The sequence below is a fragment of the Paraburkholderia kirstenboschensis genome, from assembly GCF_032806925.1.
GTDB lineage: Bacteria > Pseudomonadota > Gammaproteobacteria > Burkholderiales > Burkholderiaceae > Paraburkholderia > Paraburkholderia kirstenboschensis.
In genome coordinates, this window is record NZ_CP136513.1 from 3,640,169 (window position 1) to 3,663,708 (window position 23,540).

Below are 23,540 nucleotides of genomic sequence, written 5' to 3' on the forward strand. Positions count from 1 at the left end.
GTCGCTGCGCCTTCATTGGCGCCGCCTCCGTGGCGGCCTGAGGTTGACCCGGTTTGACGGACAGATTTGTAGTCAGCGATTCGATTTGGTCTAGCCTCCGTTAAGGGTTGACTCGCGGGTTGTCCACGGCCGGGCGGCGGGTCGCTTCTCTCGACCCTGACGCTGCCCGGCGGTGGGCAACCCGCGCTGTGGTGAGGGCTGATGCGGCGCATGCAGGTTTTCGAATTCGAGCGGCGAGCAATACCCGATGCTGCTGTGCAGGCGGCGTACGTTGTACCAACCTTCCAGGAACGAGAACACGCGCCGACGCGCCTGCTCATGAGTTGCAAGGTGTTCGCGCGATAGCAGCTCTGCCTCGAGCGTGCCGAAGAACGACTCACACATCGCGTTGACGCTCCTATGTCAAGCGAAGGCTTTGGAATCCGCTAGATCGGCGAGAATGAGAGGATAGAGTTCTCTGACTATGTACCGCTTCAAGCAGCGGTGAATTTCTTTCTTCGACATACCCTGATGGGTGCGACGTTGCACGTACGCTTTGGTTCTCGGGTCACTGCGCATGCGGACCATCGCTATTGTCCATAGCGCGTTGTTTGCAGAACGGTTTCCCCCGCGATTCAGTCGATGCCGTACTGTTTTACCAGATGACGCCTGGAGAGGGCTCGTTCCGCAAAGCGCTGCGAGAGACGCTTCATTTTTTAGTCGTTCAGGGTTGTCGCCCGCAACAGTAACGAGTATCGCGGCGGTGTGAGGTCCGACACCGAAGCGCCCCCTAAGCCGACGAGCGTACTGGTTGGTAAGCTTCTCCAACATTGCATCAAGCGCCTTCAGTTCATCCTCCAAAGCCATCCACCGCTTCGCCAGCAAGCGAAGCGTGATGGCCAGAGTCTGCAACATAGGAGTGTTGCCCAGCGACCTGACGCGAGCGCAGTTCGCAACGCATTCGGCGATCTTTGTGCTCGAAAGGCGCTCGCGAATGTCTTGAGGTGCGCTGACGAGCAAGCTTCTCAGCTGATTGATGGCTTGGGTTTTCGCCTTAACAGCACTTCGCCGTGAGACGGTGACAGCGCGCATAGCCTCAGCAGCGCCCGATTTGTCTTTTGGGATCGCTGCGGCCTTGCCTGAAAGCACGGCGCGTGCAGCGCTTTCGGCGTCGGTGGTATCGGATTTGCCTCGAAACCTGCGATCCGCGCGGTCCGGCCGATTTACCTCCCGGACTTCAATCTCATGATCCAGCAGGACGCGCGTCAGCCCGGCGCCATACGTGCCGGTCCCTTCTACGCCGGCGCGACGAAGCACGCCGAACGATTGCGCCCAGATGAGCAGATCCAGGTATCCGCTTGCACTTGCCGAAACAGTGAGGGTTCCGAGCAGTTTTCCCGTCTGATTGATGACGGCTCCAACATGAACATCCAGATGGGTATCAACGCCTAAAATCACTTCCACTTGTTCCATTCGTGTCTTCCTTGTGGGTGAACGCATCGCCAACCCCAATCGCAGGACAGGACACTCACGGCGCAATACGAAGCTCCTATCAGGTCACAGACGCTGGGCCCGGCAACGCTCGGGGAACGTCGAATCCAATCGACAGGTCAACGCGAAGGCAGCGCGGCCAATCATAGGCTGGGTCGGATCGGAACGACGTTCAAGGCGTATTTTGGACTGAGTGTCATAGGCGTCGCCGGCGGTCCCCATTGACGGTTGCACGCCGGCCTCGCGACAACGTCGGCCGAAGGCAATGGACGTGTACTGACAGCCCTGGACGCCCTTCTAAAGATCAAGCGGTAATTTGAGCCTGCGTGATCTGGCGGTTGCGTTGCTGGATTACGTAGTAGACCTCCCGCGCGATATAGCGCTTGAGGCAGCGGATTGCTTCAAGTTTCGAATGCCCCTCGCCGACACGTTTGGCGACGTAGGCCTTTGTGCGAGCGTCGGTTCTCAAGCGACCGATGGCAATGATGTGCAAGGCGCTGTTGGCTGCGCGATCCCCACCGCGATTTAACCGATGTCGCGTCACCTTACCGGAGGACGCCGGGACGGGGCTCACGCCACAAAGGGCGGCGAAGCTGGCCTCTGACTGAAGCCGGTCGCTGTTATCGCCTGCGGTCAATAACAGTTGCGAAGCCGACTCGTAACCAATCGAATTTCGCGAGACAAGATCGGGGGCGAGTTCGTCCACGAGCGTTGCGATCATGACGTCGAGGTCGGCAATCTCGTCGTGCAACTCCAGATACCGACGTCCCAGCGACTTCAGTGCAATTCGGCAAGCAGAGGTCAGGTTCCGATAGTCCGACAGATCCGGACGCCACGCAGCCAATGTTCGGATGAGCTGCATTCGTGTCATCGCGCGTAGTGATTCACGTAATTCATCGGGCGCGCTGATGATGGTACTGTGGATCAGCTGTAAAGCGACGCGAGGCGCCGAAATGGCCGTCTTCCGGCAGACTTTCAGAACGCGTAGCGACTCAATCATGCCATCGCGCGTCTTGGGCGTGACGGTACGCACGCCGGCGAAGGCAGCGTGAGCCGCGTTGTAGGCGTCCAGCGTGTCGTCCTTGCCACGTTTGCGCCGGTCGCTCTTATCCGGTGCGGTGACCTCCAGCACGGTTACATGGGCCTGCTGCAGGTAGCGCAGTAAGCCCGCGCCGTAGCTCCCGGTGCACTCGACGCCGACCCGGACAAGCTCACCGAATGAGCGCATCCAAAGCAACATCTGCTTGTAGCCGTGCCGCGTGGTTGGGAAGCATTCGCTGCCGAGAAGGCGATCAAGTTCGTCAACCACAGCCGCGAAATGCAGATCCTTATGCGTATCAACGCCGCCTACGATGCTGCGACGGCCAGCAGTAGCCTGTTCTTCTTTCATACAGCCTCGCTCCGGTTGCCGATAGGATATGGGCGATCTCACCGGCATCGAGTACCTGGACAAGACAGTAAAGTGACAGGGCGTCAGGCCCTTCTTGAGTCACACGTATCGACGAGGTGAAACCTCGCCGTTCGGCAGTTCCAGAGGACCGACGGGTCCAGGGAAAGACATTGAGTCGATCGGAATGTGGGTCAGGTCGCCCGGAACGCTCTACGGCACCAGACCTCTCCCGAAAGCCCCTCTTTCGAAACGGTGACTGCCCGGAAACATCTGGTACCCGTATTCTTACTGTCCGAATGCAGAATCACCCCATCGTGGTGGCGCTGCTGCAATGCCATGTCCAGCGCTCGCAGCATCAGTTCCGTATAGAGATGATTGGACATCGCCCAGCCAACGATGCGCCGGCTGAACACGTCGAGCACCACGGCCAGATACAGAAAGCCCTCGTCAGTCGGGATGTAGGTGGCATCTGCAACCCACAGCACGTTCATCGCATCAGCGCTGAAGTGCCGGCGTACCAGGTTGGGTGCGCGCCGTGCCCCCGCACGTTGCCGCGTGGTTCGTGGCCAGCGCCGCCGGCTGGCCCCACACAACCCTGCCATGCGCATGAGCCGCGCCACCCGCTTGCGTCCCACGTGCATGCCTTCGCGTGCGAGCTGCGCGTGGATACGTGGCGCGCCATACGTCCCGCGCGAGCTCGCATGCAGCGTACGGATGCGCGCTAGCAGCAGCGCATCGCTGGATGCTTGCTGCGATGGCTCGCGTACCAGCCACGCGTAGAAACCGCTCGTCGAGACCCCGAGCAGCCGTGCCATCCTGGCAATGGGCCAGCGGGCCCGGTTCGCTCTCATGAATCCGTACCCTTCGGTGGCACGGCTCCCGTCTCTCTCGCGAACCAGGCCGCAGCCTGCGAGAGAATGTCGCGCTCCATTTTTAACTGGCGATTCTCACGGCGCAGACGCGTCAGTTCCTGCCGTTCAGCCGTGGTCAGCCCGTCATGCCGTACGCCAGCATCACGCTCAGCCTGCGCGCACCAGTTGACGATGGTCTGTGCCGTCGGTTCGAACTCCAGCGCGAGCTCCTGCGGTGTACGCCCGGCCTTGACCAATTCCACCATATGCGCCCGGAACTCCGCCGGGTACGGTGTACGAGTCTTGCCCATTTCGACACCTCCTCTTCAAAAAGAATAGGTGTCCGTTTTCACGGGTCAACTTCAGCCCGGATGGAACAGCGATGCCACCCAGAGCAACATCGAGCGCTGCAACGGTACATCGTACGGTCGAGATCGTGCCGTTAACCAGCGCTGCACCCATTGCCAATCAGAGGCTTCGCCCCGATTCCAACGCTTCTCACAATGCCGTCAATCCTGGCTAAGCAAAAGTGGCGGGAAGGCGAAAGGTGGCGGTAAGCAGACACCTTGAGAGACATACCGTAACCGAGATCATTCGGCGGTTAGACCCGTAACGCGTTACACGCTACGACCCTCGTCCGCGTGTGAACCGGCGAAGCGAGCGTGCTATTGAGGAATAACGAAACGGAAGTGCGCGAGTCGTTCACAGCTCTATCAACGGAAACTGCCGATAGGCCGGATAGACATGGGGAAAAGACGGGGTCACGACGCTGCCGTCGACATGAGAGAGTGCATCAGCCATGTCGGTGCTGTTCTGCGAGTGCGCGTGAGCGCTAGAGAATGCTCTCGAACGCTCATGTGATGGCTCGCCCTGCCGCCCGCAAGTGCCGGGCTCGACTGCCGAGAAAAAAGCTGCAGCGAAAGACCCCCGTTTTTCGTGAGCTTTCGCGGCCCCCATGCCCTTTCAGACCGCTATAGTCACTTCATCCCCCGCGTTTTCAACGCATCGACAAGACGAATCGAAAGATTCCTTCGAACTTCCTTTTTCTCTATCCACGATGCCAGTTGCGGCAGCCCGCCTGCCAATTCTGGTTTTTCGGCTGGACGATCAACCCGGCATTCGTCGCCGCCGGGGCTGACCTTATCTCCTTTTACAACGTAGCCGAACGGAACCTGTCCATTGGGCGATCAATGTTGTGCCGGAGATTCCCCTTGACCACCTTTTTCCTTAATGGAGCTGTCATGAAACTTGTAAATGTTGAAGTCTCTTATGAGGGTGGCACCGTATTGGCCGACCGCGTGTTGCTTGACGTCGATTCAGCGCAAGTAACCTTGCCGCCGCGGCTTGCATCCCTTATGGAGGTCCTGGATGGTTGCGATCAGATGAAATCGTTTGTCGTCGATTGCGGCGGCACGCGGTACCTGGTGAAACATGAATCAGGGCGAGGGCACTTCGTTGACTTCAGTACGCCGCGCCGCCGCGGCTTCTCTGCTGGCGCTATGCAGCTTTTTTCACCTTCGCCCGCACAACAGCGGCTCAACGGGCGCTTCGCTCATATGCTTAGCGCGATGGCGCTTATTGGAGCGTGTTTTGAGGTAGCCACCACGCACGCTTTCAACTGGCATTCTCTACTTGAACCTGTTTGTCTAGGTGTATTGTCGATCGCGCTCTTTCTAGTCGGGCATCGTTGCTTCGCTGCCCGTTGCCTTTGAGCATGCGTTGCGCCGCCGCCCAAGCGGTGCAACGCCTTATGTCCGATGCCAGTATGCGGTAACTGGCGGAGGAAAGTCTGTGGTGCCGGCTCCTTCGGGAGCCACAGCGTTAGACAATGTTCCCCTTGTGTGTGATTCCGACCTGGCGCCCTATTCTCAGGCGCGCTAGACAGGGCGCGACCAACGCCAGACGATGTTCTCATGCCAGGGCAAGCGCTCTGGCAACCGGTGGCTGCGATGTTCTGCATCGTGGCGGCTCATCTGCAGTGTGGCATCCCCAACACCGGCTCCCCTCAGAAATGCCTTGCGGCCGCCTGCAGCAATATGGCGACGTAAGCGCGGCTAATGCGATCCCGCTCTTCCACGCTGGTCGCCGGACACGTGTCTCCCTGCAGCACAGACACACGGGCCACCTGTTGCCTCCTCAGACGCCACCCCGGTGGCCGTCGCCATCCACTTCCGTTACCTCGCAAAGAAGGCCCATCCGTCACGGATCCCACAGCTCAACGCATTACCGGCCCTCACTGCGAACCAAAAGTCGACCTACGCGCGTGGCTCACCCCGGTCCAGCGCTGTCATTTCAGGCAGCCTCATCAGAGGCGACGTGCCTGACAAGAACCATCATTCCGGGGACCTGTTCGCGTCACGCGCACGCGATCAGGGGTTGGTGTGCGCGTACACCGGGGAGTCTGACGATGAGCATGATGTCAAAAGCGGTACACGATGCAGCGGTAAGCAGCAGAAAAGCGGGGGGCAGCTTCGCAACACAGCAGAACAGGCGGCTGGATACGACAGGGCTATTGCGCTTCGCCCGGCAGGTGGGCGAGATGCGTAAATCCATCACTGAGATTCCTCCATGGGTGATTCACGCCTATGCGCAATACAACATTGCCCAAGGCAAAGCAGCGGGCACGCTCGCCAATATTTTTTCGGCCATCCGTGTGACGTCTCGCCATGCGGGTCGCGACATAGACGAGATCTGCAGTAATGAAAGGCTCGAACTCGGTCGACGGGTCAGGATAGGAGCGAAGCGGGCAATGACAGCCGCGGAAGTTGACGAACTGCTCGCGCGGGCGAGAAGGTTGGATACGGGATTGGTCCACATGATCTCGCTGGCCCTTCATCTCGGCCTGCGGCGAAAGGAGGCGCTTATGTGCGCGCCGGATCTGCAGATGTGGCTTGATGGCCTATCGCGCGGTGACGCGACACTTGCCCTCATGCGGGGCTCGAAAAACGCAAGGCCACGGCAAGTGCGGATCATCGCGAGCGAACGCGAGCGAACGACCAGAGCCGTTCGTGCAGCTCTCGCCTATAGTCTCGAGCACGACCTTAAACTGGTCACAGGACGACAGAAGACGCTCAAGTCGTCGATGAATCGGATGACAGCCTTGCTTCGTCGCGCGGGCATGACGGGAACACTCAGCTTTCATTCGCTTCGCTACACCTATGCGCTCAAGAGTGCATTTGAGATGCTTGAGGCGGGAATGGCTCCCTATGAGGTTCTCGTTGAACTGAGCGAGTCACTCGGGCATGGGCCCACACGCGTGCAGATGATCCTGGCGCACTACTGTCAACCCATCAGGGACAGGTTTGAAAACCACGTGTCAGGGCATCACATCGAGGCGGAACGTCGGCGCAAGCCCTCACCGTTGCCACGTGCCCAGGCGCGTCTACTGGCGAAGCATCGACACGGCGCGTTGAGCGGCTATCCGATTGGCCGGACGGATAATTTATGGTCCACGGCAGGTGCACCGTTACCGACCTCAACCGCAGAACAAGATTTGCAACCGTGAGGAATTTCCATGTCTGAAGGTGTGCTGGCTAGTCAGGCAAAACGTCGAGCTGAAGAAATCGGATTGAATGAATTCATGCGCTCGATTGCGAGTGCCGTGTGGAGCGCGTTCGAAGGATTTTTGCCTGCGGGTTCGACATGTCTCGCGCGGCTGCAAGACGTTGACGTAGAGCTGGTCAGACGCTTCATTGCGTCGCGAGCGCAGGAGTACACCGATGTGGAAGAACTGCTGCTGGAGCTTACCTGTATGAGGTTGACGCTTTTAGCGGCGGGTTTCCATCATAGGCAACTGAGCGCGCTAACGGTTCGGGTCAAACGCGAACGGCTGCCAAATGACGCGAATGGCAAGTACCGGTTTACGAAAAAGCTGTGCAACCCCGGTTCCTGTGCTCCAGTAGCGCCTGCTACAAGTCCCCGGACTGTGCCGCGTGATGCAGCCACGGTTCGTGACATCCGATGAATTCCTTGACCTCGTTCCGCCGATCCGACTCAACGAGTCGTCTTCGCGTTCGCCTCCGTGTCGCACGTTCGTCCTTGCCCGCGAACACCGGGCGCATGACTGGTTCATTACAAGGAAAGAGCATGACAATCCACTATGACTACCGGTACGTTATCGCCTGCAGCGGCTTGCCCGAACAGTTCCGGCGGGACTTGCGCGGGCTCGCCAGCGGCAGGATCACCACAACCTACGATTACCGCACCCGGATAAAGGAAAGAGTGTCACCGGAAGCGCAATGCCGACGGATCGCTGAAATAGCTGAAGGGTTTGAGGCACTGCATAGTAGCGGCTACGCCCTGCATAGTCCGTGGGACTTCAGGGGCAAGCATCTGCAACTTCTTATAGACCGGTGGTCCGCGCAGCACATGACGCCCGGAGAGCGTGCCGAGCGGTGCGAGCACTGGTGCCAGTGTCTGCTGTGGATCCGCAAGCGGCAGCTCATTAGCTTGCTTAACGCTTGGATAAGGACACGGACCTCGCCGCGCGAGAACGACAGTCGTCGTTGTACGCATGTAGTTGGCTATGTGCGGCCTGCCATCCCTATACTCACGCGCGAAAAAGTCTTGGAGGTTCTGACCGAACAGCGCGGCAGTCTGCGGAGGGCCGCGCGCGCTTTAGGGACAACCACGCATTCGATCTGTGAGGTCCTGCGCGAAGGTCGGTCGCCCGAAACGCAGCTTCCGCCCGGGCTGACCATCTTGCCCGGAGGTTCACTCCCTGTAGCAGGCGATTGTCGTGCAGCACCCGCACACGTCAACATTGTCGTGTGATGACGCCAAAAAGGGAGTTTGGTCGGGGGGCTGGCTACAACAGGAGCACTAGTTACTGCGACATGAGGTGCCGAAGGCATAGAGGTATCGGGGCTTCTCGGGCGTCCTCACGTACATAACGACGCGTGAGCGACGCCAGCCAGCAGATGTCCGGTTGAAATTTGCGAATTCTGGCTGATTGGCTTGCTTTTCGGATTTCGCAAATCACTTCATTTTGCTTGAGAGATCATGAGGTTACGGAACATCGGCCGCAACGTTAGGACCCGTAACGCGTAATCGATGTTTTCTGGATATCGGCTGAGCGCGGAGCGATGTGGCGAACTGCGTGGCAGGAATGGGTCAACTTCGCACGCGAAGACGGCCGGACGATTCGGGCGAGAGCGTTAGCGCTACCACGATTCTTGCAACGGCAGGTCGAGTTTGACGCTCCGTCCTTGAGCTGGGAACGCTGCTGAACGTCGGAATCGCCTGCGCTGGCCGCGGTGCAGAAGGGGCGGAAACGCACCAACGCCGCGCCCGCATGGCTGGATTTTTCGCGCGCAGGTCGCTTGCGTTGTCGCGCCACGCTCCCCTGTTGCGCCACCTTGGTGGACCCCAGTTGTGATAAGCGGCAGTTCAACGCATATCGACAGGCAAACAACCTTCTCCCGTCAGAAAAGACAGGTCACCTTCGTGCCAGGCGAGCGGCGCGCCGCGCATACCGTTTGATCCCGGCGAAAGAGGCTATTTCTTGGAAGATGAGACAACGACGCGAGAAGGATCTGACACTTGCGGCTCTATCGAACGTCCTCCTTGGGATCGCCCGCGGGCGGGTTCTCGGTCGTTCGCGCGGCGAGCTGCCTGGAGCGCGCACGGGTGGTTGTCTATGAAGCTGTTACGTTCACAGAAGGCCCCCCGATTCCGCCGAACCCGCGTATCGTATAGGCTCGCAGACGATCAGGCTCGCGACACTATTCATTCGAGACAGATGTTATGCCGCATGACAATGAGTTGATCCGGATAATGAAAGCAGTCCGCAAGTGCTTTCTGATTGTGCACCTGTACAAGGACGGGCTTGCTCGAGGTGAGTGGACCACGCAGAAAGGCGCCCTTGAGGCGCTCGGAATCAGCGCGGCGGAGCTGTCGTTAGCACTTCGGCTTGACGCACTGCCGGCAGAAATCGTAGATCTGTTTGAGTCTCCCGGTGCGATAACGCCGTATGCAGTGCGGGTGATTAGCGAAACCATCGCAAAGGATGGTCTAGAAGCCGTGACGCAGCGGGCCAAGCCACATCTGACCGCTGGCAACAAGTTCTCGACAAGGGTGGCCCTGGCGACGTTGAAAGGAAATCTGGCTGCGACTACGCGCGCTCTCAGGGGAAAGAAAACCGCCAAGAACGCCGTTCCGGAGGGCGCGCCCGCGTCGCCGCGAAATCTTTCGGATCGGTATCATATCGGCGTCCTCGAAGGTAGATGGACCAATTACAGTGGCTGCGCCCGGGAGCTAAAGATTTCTCGAAAAATCGTTCGCGACGCAGTTTGCATCGAAGCGCTCATGCTTAAGATGCCTTGCGCTCCGGGCCTAATTGAGGTCAGTTTCACCAGCGGCCGCAAGTTTCTGGCGCTTGAAAAGCAGTGGGGGCGGGAAATGCTCGTGCAGCGCCTGACGCGCCTTACCTCGCACATGCGAGAAGCTTCAAGCGACCATCTAATTCGCGCGCTTGTCGGCGCGAACGTGCAACCAGCTGACCTTAGTCGTATTCGTATCAGGAAGGGCCGTGGCAGAAACCGACTTATCATCGAGTGCAACCACGCAAGCTTTCTGTACATGTATCGCCGTCAGTTCGAGCAGGCAATGCAGCAGGTGCTAAAGAGGCTGACAGAAAGTGCTGAAGGTAACGACCTTGCTCGAATGCTATTCGCATCTCAGCAGTTCAAGAATGCATCTTCCCTAGGTCGTGTGTGAGCTCAGTAAGTGGTGCATGGCTTTGCCTTATCATTGACGTATAAGCTAGATGCTAGCGATGATCGTGAGCGGCGTCATCTTGACAAGGACGAAGCGTAGACTGCTGGTCGCTCAAGCGCAGCCGCTCGACTGGCACTCGCGCAGTCGGAGTGCAATTGATCGCGCGCCGGCCGGCCCTGCTATCACTGCGTGGACTTCACACGCAAGATCTTATTGCGAAGACCGACGAAGTGTGGGGTGATTCATGGCGAATCTGCTGTTGAGAAATGTAGACGATCAACTTGTCCAGAGCTTGAGGCAGCGAGCCGCAGCGCGTGGGCGCAGCGCAGAAGCCGAGCACCGCGAGATCTTGGCAAAAGCATTGAGCGCGTCTCAGCGCAAGACATTCGCCGAAGCGTTGATGAGCATCCCGAACGTCGGTGTGGAAGCTGATTTCGCGCGTATTCAAGGTTGGGACGGCGGGAGTGTATCCGGGCGAGAGCAAGGTCACCAGGGCGGTTCGCAAGCGGGACCGCGCGGACAAGGGCGCGACTGACTCTCTTTCGGAAGGCGGTGCAGGATGACATCGACCGGTACATCCCGTTGCCGACGATTGATGACTGCGGGCAGGCGTAGGAATGCGTTACCGGTCCAGCGTCACAGGATCACTGTTTTTGTTGACTGTTTAGTACGAGGGTTAGCGAAATGCGTTGGACGCTTCCGTTCTCCTTAAAGCCACGACTTTTGGCTCTGACGATGATGGTTAGGAAGTTGTTGCGCCAACTTCCTTTTTGTGTTCAAACACCCACGGTTGTTTGTCTGACTTTCAACCCGTTATAAGGAGAAAACGCGCCGAACTTCAGCTTCGGGGATTGACCGGGGTAGGAGCGCGCCCGAACGTACCCCGGCTGTACCACCGATGTGACGGGGCTGGACCCGGCTCACCGCTTCCCTTTCCTCACCACCATCCACCGGGGCGACTTGAAGCGCACGATGCTCACATAGAGCCACACATAAGTCGCCGCGAACAGCACCACAAAGCAGAAAAGATGCAGCGTATGTCGCCAGAACAACGTGGCCGGCACGACCGCAATCAGGCATAACAACCACAAGTAAGGCGACGTCAGCGAGTTGCGCCGCGTCAACTCGCGCGCGGTGCGCGTGCCGACTGCCCAACGCATCAGCCGCTTATAGACCAGCATGTGCAGATGCACGCCATCGGGAATGCCCGGCGACATTCCGCGAATGAATTTTTTCCTGTAGATCGAGAAACACGTCTCGAAGATCGGATACATGAAGAGCAGCACTGGATACCACGCGGACACATCGCGATTGCGCATCACCAGCATGATCGACAGTTCGGCAAGCATGAAGCCGATGAAATAGGCGCCGCCGTCGCCGAGAAAAATCAGCCCCGCCGGGAAGTTCCAGATGAAGAAGCCGAGCACCGCGCCCATCATCATGAACGACGCCGACAGCACGATCGGGTCGTGCACCTGAAAGGCCACATAAGCGAGCGACGCGAACATCATGAACGCCACCATCGACGCAAGGCCGTTGAAGCCGTCGATGATATTGATCGCGTTCGCAAGCGCCGCTACCGCGAGCACCGTGACCGCGCACGAGATCACCGCATACGAGAGCAAAAAGTCGAGCGGCGGCACGCTGATGCGCGTGACCGCGATGTCCAGCAGAAAATAGGCAAGCGCAGCCGCCGCCATCGTGCAGACGAGGCGCGCGAGCGGCGACACGCGTTTGGTCAGATCCTCGACGAGACCCGAGCCGAAGGCGGGCATGCCGCACGCGATCAATCCAAGAATGCCGCCCGACACTGCAGGATAGGCATAGCGCAGTTGTACGGCCGAGACGATCAGCCCGACGAGAATTCCGGTTCCGCCGATGCGCGGCACCGGGCGCACATGGAATTTCTGTACGCCGGCCAGATCGGTGTCGGTCGAAAATTTTTCATGCAGATGCGCATAGCGCACGATCAACAGCGTGATCAGCAGTGAAACGATAAAGCCGAGCGCAAAACTAAGCATGAAAGTGGGCCTGAGCGAAGACGCCGAATTATACAAACGAAACGCGAGACGCCCCGAAAAGCGCCGGGCTCGGGAGAGCCGCAATGAATCCCAGATAGTGAGGCGCAAATCGCGCGCAAACCCGCGCCAGTCATGGATTTCACCTATGTAGCGAGGGTCGCGCCGCGTCGTTAACCTGGATGCGGCGACGTGTGCGCAATGCGGGGGGATAGAACACTCGCCGCGGATCGACAAGACGACGGTTCCGGAGACCCAATGCTAAATAACATCACAATTCGTGGCGGCCTGACGCTGGTGATCAGCGTATTCGTTGCCTTTCTGCTGACCGTAATCGGCGTTGGATATGGCGCACTGAAGCTTGCCAACAATAGCCTCGACGACACGCAGCGCGGCGCGGCGGCGCTCTCGCATCTGAAGGCGAGCTCGGAGAAGCTGCTGCAAGTGCAACTTGCGCTGGGCTCTTATCAAACGCTCTTTAGCGTCGGCAAGCAAACCGACGACCTGCTGCCGGCCGCGCACAAGGTGCTGGTCGAATCGAACAAGGACTTTCGCAATTACATGGCGGGACCGTTTTCGAGCGACGCGGAGCAGAAGCTCGCGCAGAACGTCGAGCAGGCTCGCAACGCACTGGTCGATAAGGCAATCGAGCCGGAGTTCAAAGCGCTCACCGACTTCGACTTCAATACGTTCCGCAACATTCAGGGCGAGACGGCGAATGGGTTCTACACCGCGTATTCCAAAGCAATCGACGCGCTCGAACATGCGCAGACCGAGAACCAGCACCGCCAGGCCGCGACCGCCGCGCAACGCTTCCAGATAGCGACGCTGCTGTTCGCCGCAATCGGCGCGCTCGCTATCGTGATCGGCGTGGGGGCGCGCGTCGCGTTGTCGACCGCGCTCATCAAGCCGGTCAATGCCACCGTCAAGCACTTCGAGCGGATGGCCGCAGGCGATCTGACGGTGGCGACCAAAAGCCAGTCGCGCAATGAAATGGGCCAGTTGCTGAGCGCGCTGACGAAGATGCGCGACGGCCTCGTCGACACTGTGTCGCAAGTGCGCGGCAGCACGACGGCCATTACGCAGGGCGCGAATGAAATTGCCTCGGGCAACGCGGATCTGTCCGCCCGCACGGAGCAGCAAGCCGCGGCGCTTCAGCAGACGGCAGCGAGCATGGAGCAGTTGTCGGCGACCGTGAAGCAGAACGCGGACAACGCGAAGCAGGCGAACCGGCTCGCGCATGGCGCGCTCGACACGGTCACGCGTGGCGGCAAAGTGGTGTCGCGTGTCACGGAGACGATGGACGGCATCAGCGAGTCGTCGCGCAAGGTGACGGAGATCATCGGCATGATCGAGGGCATTGCGTTTCAGACCAACATTCTCGCGTTGAACGCGGCCGTGGAAGCGGCGCGTGCCGGCGAGCAGGGGCGCGGCTTCGCGGTCGTGGCGTCGGAAGTGCGCAGTCTCGCGCAGCGCTCGGGCGCGGCGGCGAAGGAGATCAAGGAACTGATCGGCGATTCGGCGGCTCAGGTCGAGCAGGGCGCGTCACTCGTGGCCGAGGCAAGCCGCACGATGAACGAGGCGATGCAGTCGGTCGAGCGGGTGACCAGCATCATGGGAGAAATCGAGGCCGCCGCGCTGGAGCAAAGCGACGGCATCGAGCAGGTCAACAAGGCCGTCTCGCAGATCGACGAAGTCACGCAGCACAATGCCGCACTCGTCGAGGAAGCGGCTGCGGCGGCCAAATCGCTGGAAGAACAGGCGGCTGTTTTGCGGGATGCGGTTGCGGTGTTTCAGGTTGGAGAAAGTCCGTCGGGAACAGGTGCTCGTGTCCGGGCGAACGTCGATTTCGGCATCACCAGTCGTGCGCTGCTACGGGAGACCGTTTAAGGTTCCATAGCGCATGGCCGACTGTAACAAACGGAGAAAGTTACAGAGATCGGGGACTTCGTGCAGCAACGCTGCACTTGTCGAATACAAGAGGCCGGACTCGCCGTCCCGCCGAATTGCGAACGATTCTGCGACTCCCGTGCGTCCGATGCAGGAAGCAATAGAGCGGCTAGGACCTCAAGCGTCGAAGAAAAAGGCCAAACATGCAGAACGACTCTCCTGAAAGTGTGGGGCCGGCGGGCCGAGTCGACCGATGAGAATCCTGTAGGCTGGCTCCAGCATGTAGCCGATGCGATGAGCGTGTTCCATGTCGGATGACGCCCGCCAAAACCGTTCGCTTATGCGAGCATGCATTTTGGACGATTGGACGCGCGACCAGTCGAGACGGGCTGCTCGTCGGCGATTTACGCGACCAGGTCGATCGGCCACCACTAACCCGGCGCTCGGGCAGACGATGCACGACCTATAAGAGCGACCGGAAGTATCGCAGGACGCTCTCTCGCTCTGGAAGATAGAACCTTCGTTTCCTTACTGGAATGCGATCCACGCTCGCCATGCTGGGCACCATGAGTAAAGCCTGCTCGTGGCTCAATTCGTCACGGTTCAATTTCGTTGCGCTCAGCGAAACTCGATTAAAATAGACCACTTACTTGGCGAGTCATCCGCTCAATCCGCGTCATCCGCGACCGCCTATGCCGCTGCGGAACGCGTGGTCGCGGGCCGTAACCCGAGCACTTCTCCATCACAGAATGTCCGCACAGACTGCACATCGCATTGCCATTCTCATCCCTTGCCTTAACGAAGCCGCAACGATCGCCGCCGTAGTGCGGGATTTCAAAGCTGTTGTGTCCGGATGTGAAGTACACGTGTTCGACAACAACTCCACCGACGCAACGGTTGAGGTGGCGAAGAATGCTGGCGCTCATGTCCGATCGGTGGCGCCGCGCGGCAAAGGAAACGTCATCCGGCGAATGTTCGCCGACGTCGAGGCAGACATCTATGTGCTCGTCGACGGTGACGACACCTATGATGCGAATGCAACGCCGGCGATGATCGACGCCCTTCTCGCGGAAGGCCTCGATATGGTCGTTGGCACTCGGCTTTCCGAAGAGCACGCTGCCTATCGATTCGGGCATCGTTTTGGGAACGTCCTCCTGACACGCTGTGTATCGTCCATCTTTGGCAGGACTTTCACAGACATGCTCTCGGGGTTCCGGGTCTTCTCGCGTCGCTATGTGAAGTCGTTTCCTGCTCACGCATCGGGCTTCGAGACAGAAACGGAACTGACCGTCCATGCGCTCGAGCTGCGCATGCCCGTAACGGAGACGGCTACGGTATACAAATCCCGCCCCGAAGGGTCAGCCAGCAAGCTCAACACTTACCGCGACGGCTTCCGGATCCTCATGACGATCGCCAGGCTCTTCAAGACAGAGAAGCCATTGGCGTTTTTCTCGCTCGGATCCGGTTTGTGCGCCCTCATTTCGATACTGCTCGCCATACCGTTGTTCGACACGTTCATCCGCACAGGTCTCGTACCACGCTTGCCGACAGCACTGATGTGCGTCGCCCTGATGCTGTTCGGCGCAATCCTGCTGGTATGCGGTATCGTCCTCGACACCGTCACCCACGGACGAGCGGAATCGAAGCGCCTCGCCTACCTGGCGATCCCTGGTCCCCGTCGGGCATGATGAATTCGCAGGTCATCCGATTCGCCATTGCAGGCGCCATCGGATTCGCGGCGGATGCTGGTGTCCTGTACTTCGCGCTTGCGTGCCGATCCGGTCCGTTCTTCGGCCGGGTAATATCGTTTCTGATCGCCGTGTGGGTTACCTGGCGGATCAATCGGCAATACACCTTCCGTGATCGGGGGCGGCGTTCCGCGTGGGCGGAATGGTGGCGCTACTTGCTGTCCATGTTGAGCGGCGCAAGCATCAATTACGCGGTGTATTCGCTCATCATCATAGGCGGGCCGCGTAGTTCATGGCTGCCGCTGATCGGGGTCGCCTGCGGATCGCTCGCAGGGATGTTCGTCAATTTCTTCGCAGCCAAATTCTGGGCCTTCCGAAATTAGGCCATACCTAACGCACCCAAATGAATACCACGACCGTGCACAACCGAATCCATTGGCTTCGAGGCCTCAGTATCAACAGCCCTCGCGCGGTGATGCATGCGTGTTGGATCGTTCCGATCATCTTTGGACTGTACTCACTTAGTAAGGGCGCTGATTCGAACTGGGACCTGCGCAACTATCACCTCTACAACGCCTTTGCATTCGTTCACGGAAAGTTATCGACCGATCTTGCTCCCGCCGGGATGCAAAGCTATTTCAATCCGCTGTTGGATGTTCCGTTTTACTTCATGGCGATGCATCTGCCCGCGATGGTCGTCGGGTTCGTGATGGGCGTCGTTCACGGGCTGAATTTCCCCCTGCTGCTCGCTATCTGCCGCGTGACGCTAAGTAATGTTCCCGAGGCGACCCGTTATCGAACGGCATTCTGGCTTGCACTCGCGGGCTGCGTCACCGCTAACTTTTTATCAGCGATCGGTAACACGATGGGTGATAACACGACGTCGCTCGCAAGTCTCGGCGCTTTGCTCATCGTGCTACACCTCTGGCCGCGACTGGGGCAGTTCCGCGTACCCGTGATCGCGACGCTGCTTCTCGCCGGTTTCGTGTCCGGGGCGGGTGCCGGACTCAAACTGACGACAGCTGTCTTTTCTGTTGCGCTATGCGGCGGCCTGCTGTTCGCGCCAGTGTCGATACCCGCGCGCCTGCGCGCGGCATTCGTGTTCGGCGTCGGCGTGCTGGCTGGCCTTGCAACAACTGGCGGTTTCTGGTTCGCCGAGCTTTGGCACCGGTACGGCAACCCGTTGTATCCGCAGTTCAGTTCTGTTTTCCCTAGTGCGCTGACCTCGCCGGTGTCAGTCGTAGACACTGGCTGGCTTCCAAAGAGCTTCCTCGAAGCGATCGTCTTTCCTTTCATTTTCTCGCTCAATCCCTACCGGGTCGGACAAGCGCGCCTGCATCAGGCGATATGGGCCGTAGCATACGCGTGTTTCTGGTGCTGGGCCCTGACCGTGGTGGTTCGAAAAGCGAAGGGCGTCGCCGCGCCGCAATTGCCAGGCCGGGGTCGGTACGTGGTCGCGTACGTCGCGATCGGATATCTGGTATGGATGAAGCTGTTTAGCATTCAGCGGTATCTCGTTGGAATCGAACTGTGCTTGCCGCTCGTCGTCCATATGTTAATAGGCCAGATGCTTACGTACCGCAGGGCGATAGGCGTCTCGAGAACGGTGCTCGTTATATGTTCGCTCATCGTGTTGATTGGCGGTGCGCGTTCGTGGGGCCACGACGCATGGAGCAAGAAGACATTCTCGATCGACCTGCCGCCGCTTCCAACGCCGGAGAGCACGACAGTATTGTTGACCTCAGGCGATCCGCCACTCGGCTGGATGGTCGCGCTCTTCCCCGAGAACGTTGCGTTCGCCGCTGTCGTGTCAGCATTTCCGCAGGCAAGGCCGGCTTACGACAATAAGGTCCACGCCATGGCTCGTGCAAGGGGAGGGCCACTGTATGCTCTGATTCCCGGATACTGGACGCATGGCGAGTACGACCAGCCCAAGAACTCAGCTCAGGTCGTTGATTCGCAAGCTGTCCTCGCGAGCTATGACTTTGTGCTCGACGCCGGCTCCTGCACACTCTATAAAGCCCACATCGGCGGGGGCACATATCCCTATCAGTGGTGCCGCGTCACCAGCATGAGATAGTCGATGAGGTGGAAGCTGAGCGACGCTGTCGATCGCCTAAGCGGTGAGGCGAGGTCAGCCTCTGGCGCCTGCGCGTCGGACGTTCAAATCGAACGCGACGGCGGGCAATCCCCGACAATCGGGCAAGCAAGGCGACGGAGTGCGGCCGATGTCTCTAGCGCTAGGCCCCCAAAGCCCTTCCCGAGTTGTCGTCAACATCGCACCGCGGTATGCGGCTGTCGAGGGTCCGACTGCTGCCTTATGCGACAGCATCAACGGCGAAGCGCCTTGTCGGCTCGTCGTTGGAGCCGGTTCGGCAAAGTTCGAACGGTCGGCGTCTTTTGTTGAGATTGCTGATACTCTGCTGCCTGATTTGCCTCAACTTTGATGCAGATGCGCAGTCTAGCAAGGACGCATCCAGTATGAGCTTCAGTCGGCAGACAGTCCCTTCCTACGCGAGACACACCGTACCACTGGTCTAACCTTGACGCGTCCGTACCAACGCCGGCGATGACAAGGCGTGCTGGAATCAATGTCCGGCTCATAGGGACTTTATCCAAGTGGTCTATTCTGGCCGTTAGCGCGAACCGCTAGACACCAGCGATAGTCGCATCGTTTCGGATTAGCAACTGCCTCGCGCACTACAGAATTCGAAAAGGTGGTCGCTCAGATCAGAACATACGGCGTCCCAAAAATGATCAGGCAGTCGGCCCGGGCGACTCTGGTCTACAGTTCATCGGATAGCGGCTTAACGAGCGCGTGGCGGCGCATTTGGGGAGGAGTAGGGAAGGAAGTCGCGCTGGCGCAGGACCGGGGGGCCGGGAAGGACCCAGAATGGAGAGCGGCGAAGCCGGAAAGCGGGACGTGAAGTGGAAAGAGGCGGACATGCCGTGTTTCACCGCATGCCCGCAACCTTCTTGCCACCGGATCAGTTAAAGCCGTCCGGATTCGCCGACTGCCACCGCCAGTGATCCGCACACATTCTTTCGATGCCGAACTCCGCGCGCCAGCCGAGCAGTTCCAATGCTGCGCGCGGATCGGCAAAGCATGACGCCACATCGCCCGGACGGCGCGCCACGATCTCATACGGCACGGGCCGCCCCGACGCCTTTTCGAACGCCTTCACGACGTCGATCACGCTGTAGCCCTGGCCTGTCCCGAGATTGACAACGAAGCTCGCGTCGCGTTTGACGAGCGCATCGAGCGCGGCCAGATGCCCGCGCGCGAGATCCACCACGTGAATATAGTCACGCACGCCGGTGCCGTCCGGCGTCTCATAGTCGCCGCCGAACACGCGCAGCTTGTCGAGCTTGCCGACCGCGACCTGCGCGACGTACGGCATCAGGTTGTTCGGAACGCCCGCCGGATCTTCGCCGATCAGCCCGCTCTCATGCGCGCCGACCGGATTGAAATAGCGCAGCGTGGCAATGCGCCACGAGGGATCGGCCACTTCGAGATCGCGCAACACCTGTTCGGCAATCAGCTTCGACTGACCATACGGGTTCGTGGCCGACAGCGGAAACGATTCGTCGATGGGCGAGCTTTTCGGCACGCCGTACACCGTCGCCGACGAACTGAACACGAACTGCTTCACGTTGCGATCGCGCATCACCCCGAGCAGCGCGAGCAGGCTGCCCACGTTGTTGCTGTAGTACTCGATCGGCTTCGCAACCGACTCGCCCACCGCTTTCAGCGCGGCAAAGTGGATTGCGCCGGTAATCGGGTGCGCGTCGAAAACACGGTTGAGCGCCGCCTCGTCGCGCGCGTCCGCTTCGTAGAACGCGACGGCGCGGCCTGCGATTCGCTCCACGCGCCGCAGCGACTCGCGGTTGCTGTTCACGAGATTGTCGATCACCACGACGTCGTAGCCACCGTTCAGCAGTTCGACGCAGGTGTGCGAACCGATGAAGCCCGCGCCGCCCGTTACCAGAATCGTGCCCTTCGTGGTCATGCTGTTGCTCCGTTAAAGTAAAACGCCTGTCATTTTTTGCACCAGGTCCTTATACGTTTCGACGACGACGCGTTCGTCGAACTCCTGCGCGACTTTCTGCCGGCCGCGTTCTGCCATGGCGCGGCGCTCGGCGCCGCTCATATCGATCATTCTGGCGAGCGCCGCGGCGAGGCTCTCCGCGCTGCGCGCTTCGCAAAGCAATCCATTGACCCCGTGCGCCACCACTTCGCGGCAGCCCGGCACGTCGGTCGTGACAATCGGCCGGCCCATCGCCGACGCTTCCATCAGCGTGCGCGGCACGCCTTCGCGATACGACGGCAAGACGACGCAATCCGCATCGGCGATAAAAGGCCGCACGTCATGCGCCTCGCCGAGATAGTCGATGATGCCTTCCCGTTCCCAGGCCGCCACTTCGTCGCGTGTGATCGCGCTCGGGTTGTCGACGCCGACTGGACCGAGCAGTTGAAAACGCGCTTGCGGATAACGTTGGCGAAGCTGCCGCGCAGCTTCCACGTATTCGCCGACGCCCTTGTCCCACAGCAAACGGCCAATCACAACGAACTTGAATTCCGCGCGCTCGGGCAGAGGCGTAAAACCGAACTGTTCGAGATCGACGCCTTCACCGTGTAACAGCCGGGCGCGTTCAGGATGCACTAACAAATTCTGTTCGACAAACGCTGTCTGATCGTCGCGATTCAAAAACCATATTTCGCGTGGGAAACGGAACGCGAAACGATACAGCTTTTTGGCCACCTGAGCGGCGCGGCTTCGCTGGATGAACACATAACCGAGGCCCGTCGTCACCGCCACCGACTGCACGCCCGCCAGCTTCGCGGCAATCGAGCCGTAGATATTCGGCTTGATCGTGTAATGAAACACCACGTGCGGGCGGATCGCGCGGTAGCGCCGGTACAGCGAGTACAACGTGCGCAGGTCGTCGCGCGGATTGGTGCCTTTGGAGGCGACCGGCAATTCGATGCAGCGGCAGCCCATTGCCGTGAGCAGGTCGAACGTGCGGTCGCGCGGCGCGAGCACCGTCACGTCGACGCCGCGTCCCACCAGCATGCGAATCAGCCCTTGCCGATACGTATAGATTGCCCAGGCGGTGTTACACACGAGTGTAATTCGCAACGCGGGCGTCGACTTGAGGGCTGGCTTCATGCGGGAACGTGCTCGGCGGTGAATGAAAGGGCGAACCAACCTGACAATGCGGATCAATGGCTCGCGCGCGGCGCGAGCAGGCTGCGTTTGACCCGCTGCAATGCGCGATACGGAGTCACGAGATGCAGCAGATTCTTGGCGAGGCCGAACCAGTCATAGGGATTCGCGACGTTGAAGTAGCGCAGTTGCAGCCGCAGCGTCGAGAGGACCTGGCGGCGGCGCCTGGTGGCGCTGATGCCGCCTTCGTTCAGTTCGTAGTAGAGGCCCAGTTCCGGCAGATTCGCGCAGTCGTGACGCTCCATCAGACGCACGAACAGATCCAGGTCTTCCGCCGACGGATACGTCGCGCGGTAATTGCCGACGGCGCGCACGGCGTCGATACGTAGCATCATGGAAGGATGCGCGAGGCATGAGCGGAAGAACCGCAGTCGACGGATCGCTGCCGGTTCGGCGGGCGGTGTCAGCATGAAAAGCGGCTTGCCCGCGCGCGTGACCACCTGCGTCCACATGCCAAGCCCGGCCACTTGCGGATGCGCTTCCATGTACGCGCGCTGCTTCGCAAGCCGTTGCGGCACGCTGCGGTCGCCCGCGTCTATACGAGCGGCATAGCGAAAGCCGCGCTGTGCAAGCGCGTCGATACCGGTTTGCAACGCACGCTCGATGCCGCCGTTCTGCGGCATGCGCAGCACTTCGATTTGCAGGTTGGCAAGCGTTGGCGCGACGATGGGCGGCGTGCTGCCGTCATCGACGATCAGAACGTGCACCAGCGCACTTTCATTGAACGACGCGAGCGTAAGATCGACGTCGGCCTGGCCGTTGTAGGCGGGCATCAGCACCGCGACGTCTTCGAGGCAGTGCGGCGGCGTGTCGACGGCGGTAAGCGTCATGGGCGCAATTTGAAACGAATGTAATAAAGATTAACCGACGCCGCTGCAAGATAACCGCATGCAAGGCCCACGAGGGCACCATAAGCGCCGAGCCGCGGAATCGCCAGCAGGTTCACGACGAACGCAACGGCTAGCGCGAGCAGCCATTTGAACAGCAACACGAATTTCGCCTGATATTTGAGAACGACCAGATTGCCGATTGCCTCGATGCCGGCGGGCACGGAGAGCCACACGGCCCAGCGGAAGATATCGATCGCGCCTTCGAAGCCCGGCCCGAACACGCGGCGAATGATAAAGCCGGCGAGCAGATCGAGCACCACGGCGCCCGCGATCATCAACGCGGCGGTCATCGCGGTAAGACGCCACACGTTACGGCGCAACTGCGCGGCCTGCTGCACACGATAGACGAACGCGGGCGCGATGGTCTGCGCGAGCATCAGTGCGAGCGTGATCCAGTTTTCGTTCAACTGCTGCGCGGCGGAATAGCGCCCGAGATCGGCGAACGAAATGGCTCGCTCCAACATGAGCCGATCCAGTTTCAGGAACAGATACATACAGATCAGGCCGAGCCAGAACACCGTGCCCGCGCTCGCGAAGTGTTTGAAGAGCGAGCGGTCGAAATGCAACCCCAGCTTGCCGCCATGCCGACGAATGTAATAGACCACCAGTACACTGCCTATAGCCGCCGACTCCAGCGCCCACAGCCAGCCGAAGCGCGCGGGTTGCACAGCGGCGCGCACGAGCAGATAGACGAAGCCCGCCTTGATCACCGCCGTGCTCATGCTCGTGAGCAATTGCGGCTTGCTGTACGTCATGCTCTGCAGCCACGCATTGATCACGCCGACGAACGGTTCGCGAAACAGCATCGTGACGGCGAGCCCCGCGAGCATCGCGCCGACGAGCGGATCGAACAGATTGAGCGCAATGCCGAGCCACGTCAGCAGCAATGCTGCGACCGACACCGAAAAGCGCAGCACGAATGCGCTGCCGAGCACGGTGCCGAGCTGCGCGGGCGGCCGCTCGACAATGGTGGGCACGAGAATCTCCGCGCCGCATACCCAGGTGATAGGCGAAAGCACCAGCAGCAGCGTATTGGCGTATTGCCATTTGCCGAATGTGTCCGGCCCGAAGTAACGGGCGAGCATGCCGCTAATCGCAATGGCCACGCCGATCTGCGTGAGCCGTTCGAGACCGAGCCAGACAATATTGGTGAAGGCGCGCGTGACGTCGGGATTGGCGAAGCGCTTGAGCGTCAGCATCCGGTAAGTGCCCGCCAATGCGTTTGGCGCGAGTCTGCCCACCTGGCCGGCCGTCGAGGCATGGGCGGCCTTGGCAACTTTACAAATGGAGGGCGTCTAAGCATTAGAATGGTGTTACAAGGCTGGTCCGAAAAGCGCAATTATAAGTTGGAACCGGATTGCTTCCGGCAAGGGCGCAGCATCATGTGCAGTCGCTATG

General features: G+C 59.8%; 20 protein-coding genes. 10 read left to right on the forward strand and 10 right to left on the reverse strand.

The features are described from left to right. Window positions 1-90 precede the first annotated feature (90 nt). From RW095_RS39000 to RW095_RS39020, 5 genes are all read right to left on the reverse strand, one after another. The gene (locus RW095_RS39000; protein WP_317014817.1) at window positions 91-384 is read right to left on the reverse strand and encodes an IS3 family transposase; all 294 of its coding nucleotides are present in this window, start codon (window positions 382-384) and stop codon (window positions 91-93) included. 18 nt (window positions 385-402) lie between these two features. After that, complete coding sequence (locus RW095_RS39005) at window positions 403-1,452, reverse strand: IS110 family RNA-guided transposase (RefSeq protein WP_317014819.1); 1,050 nt, start codon at window positions 1,450-1,452, stop codon at window positions 403-405. Window positions 1,453-1,774: 322 nt separating this feature from the next. After that, on the reverse strand, window positions 1,775-2,860 hold the full coding sequence (locus tag RW095_RS39010) for an IS110 family RNA-guided transposase (protein ID WP_317020945.1): 1,086 nt from the start codon (window positions 2,858-2,860) through the stop codon (window positions 1,775-1,777). 191 nt (window positions 2,861-3,051) lie between these two features. Further along, the gene (locus RW095_RS39015) at window positions 3,052-3,711 is read right to left on the reverse strand and encodes an IS3 family transposase (protein WP_317020946.1); all 660 of its coding nucleotides are present in this window, start codon (window positions 3,709-3,711) and stop codon (window positions 3,052-3,054) included. Continuing rightward, window positions 3,708-4,022: a transposase gene (locus tag RW095_RS39020; RefSeq protein WP_317016305.1), complete on the reverse strand. Its 315-nt coding sequence runs from the start codon at window positions 4,020-4,022 to the stop codon at window positions 3,708-3,710. The genes RW095_RS39015 and RW095_RS39020 overlap by 4 nt, the downstream gene beginning before the upstream one ends. A gap of 930 nt (window positions 4,023-4,952) precedes the next feature. Here RW095_RS39020 and RW095_RS39025 point away from each other — a divergent pair. The 6 genes from RW095_RS39025 to RW095_RS39050 all read left to right on the forward strand — a co-directional run bounded on the left by RW095_RS39025 (window position 4,953) and on the right by RW095_RS39050 (window position 10,963). Next, the gene (locus tag RW095_RS39025; RefSeq protein WP_317020947.1) at window positions 4,953-5,423 is read left to right on the forward strand and encodes a hypothetical protein; all 471 of its coding nucleotides are present in this window, start codon (window positions 4,953-4,955) and stop codon (window positions 5,421-5,423) included. Window positions 5,424-6,118: 695 nt separating this feature from the next. Continuing rightward, entirely contained in the window at window positions 6,119-7,216 is a 1,098-nt protein-coding gene (locus tag RW095_RS39030) for an integrase domain-containing protein (protein ID WP_317020948.1), read from the forward strand. Window positions 7,217-7,225: 9 nt separating this feature from the next. After that, complete coding sequence (locus tag RW095_RS39035; RefSeq protein WP_244145912.1) at window positions 7,226-7,675, forward strand: hypothetical protein; 450 nt, start codon at window positions 7,226-7,228, stop codon at window positions 7,673-7,675. 122 nt (window positions 7,676-7,797) lie between these two features. Beyond that, window positions 7,798-8,484 (forward strand): hypothetical protein, encoded by a 687-nt coding sequence (locus RW095_RS39040; protein WP_317020949.1) that lies wholly within the window; start codon window positions 7,798-7,800, stop codon window positions 8,482-8,484. Between the two features lie 1,002 nt (window positions 8,485-9,486). Further along, window positions 9,487-10,428, forward strand: a complete 942-nt coding sequence (locus RW095_RS39045) for a hypothetical protein (protein ID WP_169740557.1) — start codon at window positions 9,487-9,489, stop codon at window positions 10,426-10,428. A 244-nt stretch (window positions 10,429-10,672) separates the two neighbouring features. Further along, window positions 10,673-10,963: a FitA-like ribbon-helix-helix domain-containing protein gene (locus RW095_RS39050; protein WP_042320191.1), complete on the forward strand. Its 291-nt coding sequence runs from the start codon at window positions 10,673-10,675 to the stop codon at window positions 10,961-10,963. A gap of 385 nt (window positions 10,964-11,348) precedes the next feature. Here the strand turns inward: RW095_RS39050 and RW095_RS39055 are convergent, their stop codons facing one another. Next, entirely contained in the window at window positions 11,349-12,449 is a 1,101-nt protein-coding gene (locus RW095_RS39055) for an MraY family glycosyltransferase (RefSeq protein WP_317020950.1), read from the reverse strand. Between the two features lie 255 nt (window positions 12,450-12,704). Here RW095_RS39055 and RW095_RS39060 point away from each other — a divergent pair, with 255 nt between their 5' ends. From RW095_RS39060 to RW095_RS39075, 4 genes are all read left to right on the forward strand, one after another. Next, on the forward strand, window positions 12,705-14,336 hold the full coding sequence (locus tag RW095_RS39060) for a methyl-accepting chemotaxis protein (protein ID WP_317020951.1): 1,632 nt from the start codon (window positions 12,705-12,707) through the stop codon (window positions 14,334-14,336). A gap of 749 nt (window positions 14,337-15,085) precedes the next feature. After that, entirely contained in the window at window positions 15,086-16,024 is a 939-nt protein-coding gene (locus RW095_RS39065; RefSeq protein WP_317020952.1) for a glycosyltransferase family 2 protein, read from the forward strand. Then, window positions 16,021-16,407, forward strand: a complete 387-nt coding sequence (locus RW095_RS39070) for a GtrA family protein (protein ID WP_317020953.1) — start codon at window positions 16,021-16,023, stop codon at window positions 16,405-16,407. The genes RW095_RS39065 and RW095_RS39070 overlap by 4 nt, the downstream gene beginning before the upstream one ends. A 20-nt stretch (window positions 16,408-16,427) precedes the next feature. Beyond that, window positions 16,428-18,104, forward strand: a complete 1,677-nt coding sequence (locus tag RW095_RS39075) for a hypothetical protein (protein ID WP_317020954.1) — start codon at window positions 16,428-16,430, stop codon at window positions 18,102-18,104. Window positions 18,105-19,011: 907 nt separating this feature from the next. Here RW095_RS39075 and galE read toward each other — a convergent pair. From galE to RW095_RS39095, 4 genes are read right to left on the reverse strand one after another with little or no spacing between them, the layout of a single operon-like run. Continuing rightward, complete coding sequence (gene galE, locus RW095_RS39080; RefSeq protein WP_317020955.1) at window positions 19,012-20,034, reverse strand: UDP-glucose 4-epimerase GalE; 1,023 nt, start codon at window positions 20,032-20,034, stop codon at window positions 19,012-19,014. A 12-nt stretch (window positions 20,035-20,046) separates the two neighbouring features. Continuing rightward, the gene (locus tag RW095_RS39085) at window positions 20,047-21,195 is read right to left on the reverse strand and encodes a glycosyltransferase family 4 protein (RefSeq protein WP_317020956.1); all 1,149 of its coding nucleotides are present in this window, start codon (window positions 21,193-21,195) and stop codon (window positions 20,047-20,049) included. Between the two features lie 53 nt (window positions 21,196-21,248). Then, entirely contained in the window at window positions 21,249-22,082 is an 834-nt protein-coding gene (locus tag RW095_RS39090) for a glycosyltransferase (RefSeq protein WP_317020957.1), read from the reverse strand. Continuing rightward, entirely contained in the window at window positions 22,079-23,341 is a 1,263-nt protein-coding gene (locus RW095_RS39095; RefSeq protein WP_317022836.1) for an oligosaccharide flippase family protein, read from the reverse strand. Before RW095_RS39095 ends, RW095_RS39090 begins: the two co-directional genes overlap by 4 nt. Window positions 23,342-23,540: the final 199 nt, after the last annotated feature.

What these genes read in the sequence shown, in the direction of transcription:
- RW095_RS39000 (WP_317014817.1), bottom strand. Translation starts at nt 384, where the DNA reads ATGTGTGAGTCGTTCTTCGGCACGCTCGAGGCAGAGCTGCTATCGCGC.
- RW095_RS39005 (WP_317014819.1), bottom strand. Translation starts at nt 1,452, where the DNA reads ATGGAACAAGTGGAAGTGATTTTAGGCGTTGATACCCATCTGGATGTT.
- RW095_RS39010 (WP_317020945.1), bottom strand. Translation starts at nt 2,860, where the DNA reads ATGAAAGAAGAACAGGCTACTGCTGGCCGTCGCAGCATCGTAGGCGGC.
- RW095_RS39015 (WP_317020946.1), bottom strand. Translation starts at nt 3,711, where the DNA reads ATGAGAGCGAACCGGGCCCGCTGGCCCATTGCCAGGATGGCACGGCTG.
- RW095_RS39020 (WP_317016305.1), bottom strand. Translation starts at nt 4,022, where the DNA reads ATGGGCAAGACTCGTACACCGTACCCGGCGGAGTTCCGGGCGCATATG.
- RW095_RS39025 (WP_317020947.1), top strand. Translation starts at nt 4,953, where the DNA reads ATGAAACTTGTAAATGTTGAAGTCTCTTATGAGGGTGGCACCGTATTG.
- RW095_RS39030 (WP_317020948.1), top strand. Translation starts at nt 6,119, where the DNA reads ATGAGCATGATGTCAAAAGCGGTACACGATGCAGCGGTAAGCAGCAGA.
- RW095_RS39035 (WP_244145912.1), top strand. Translation starts at nt 7,226, where the DNA reads ATGTCTGAAGGTGTGCTGGCTAGTCAGGCAAAACGTCGAGCTGAAGAA.
- RW095_RS39040 (WP_317020949.1), top strand. Translation starts at nt 7,798, where the DNA reads ATGACAATCCACTATGACTACCGGTACGTTATCGCCTGCAGCGGCTTG.
- RW095_RS39045 (WP_169740557.1), top strand. Translation starts at nt 9,487, where the DNA reads ATGAAAGCAGTCCGCAAGTGCTTTCTGATTGTGCACCTGTACAAGGAC.
- RW095_RS39050 (WP_042320191.1), top strand. Translation starts at nt 10,673, where the DNA reads ATGGCGAATCTGCTGTTGAGAAATGTAGACGATCAACTTGTCCAGAGC.
- RW095_RS39055 (WP_317020950.1), bottom strand. Translation starts at nt 12,449, where the DNA reads ATGCTTAGTTTTGCGCTCGGCTTTATCGTTTCACTGCTGATCACGCTG.
- RW095_RS39060 (WP_317020951.1), top strand. Translation starts at nt 12,705, where the DNA reads ATGCTAAATAACATCACAATTCGTGGCGGCCTGACGCTGGTGATCAGC.
- RW095_RS39065 (WP_317020952.1), top strand. Translation starts at nt 15,086, where the DNA reads ATGTCCGCACAGACTGCACATCGCATTGCCATTCTCATCCCTTGCCTT.
- RW095_RS39070 (WP_317020953.1), top strand. Translation starts at nt 16,021, where the DNA reads ATGATGAATTCGCAGGTCATCCGATTCGCCATTGCAGGCGCCATCGGA.
- RW095_RS39075 (WP_317020954.1), top strand. Translation starts at nt 16,428, where the DNA reads ATGAATACCACGACCGTGCACAACCGAATCCATTGGCTTCGAGGCCTC.
- galE (WP_317020955.1), bottom strand. Translation starts at nt 20,034, where the DNA reads ATGACCACGAAGGGCACGATTCTGGTAACGGGCGGCGCGGGCTTCATC.
- RW095_RS39085 (WP_317020956.1), bottom strand. Translation starts at nt 21,195, where the DNA reads ATGAAGCCAGCCCTCAAGTCGACGCCCGCGTTGCGAATTACACTCGTG.
- RW095_RS39090 (WP_317020957.1), bottom strand. Translation starts at nt 22,082, where the DNA reads ATGACGCTTACCGCCGTCGACACGCCGCCGCACTGCCTCGAAGACGTC.
- RW095_RS39095 (WP_317022836.1), bottom strand. Translation starts at nt 23,341, where the DNA reads ATGCTGACGCTCAAGCGCTTCGCCAATCCCGACGTCACGCGCGCCTTC.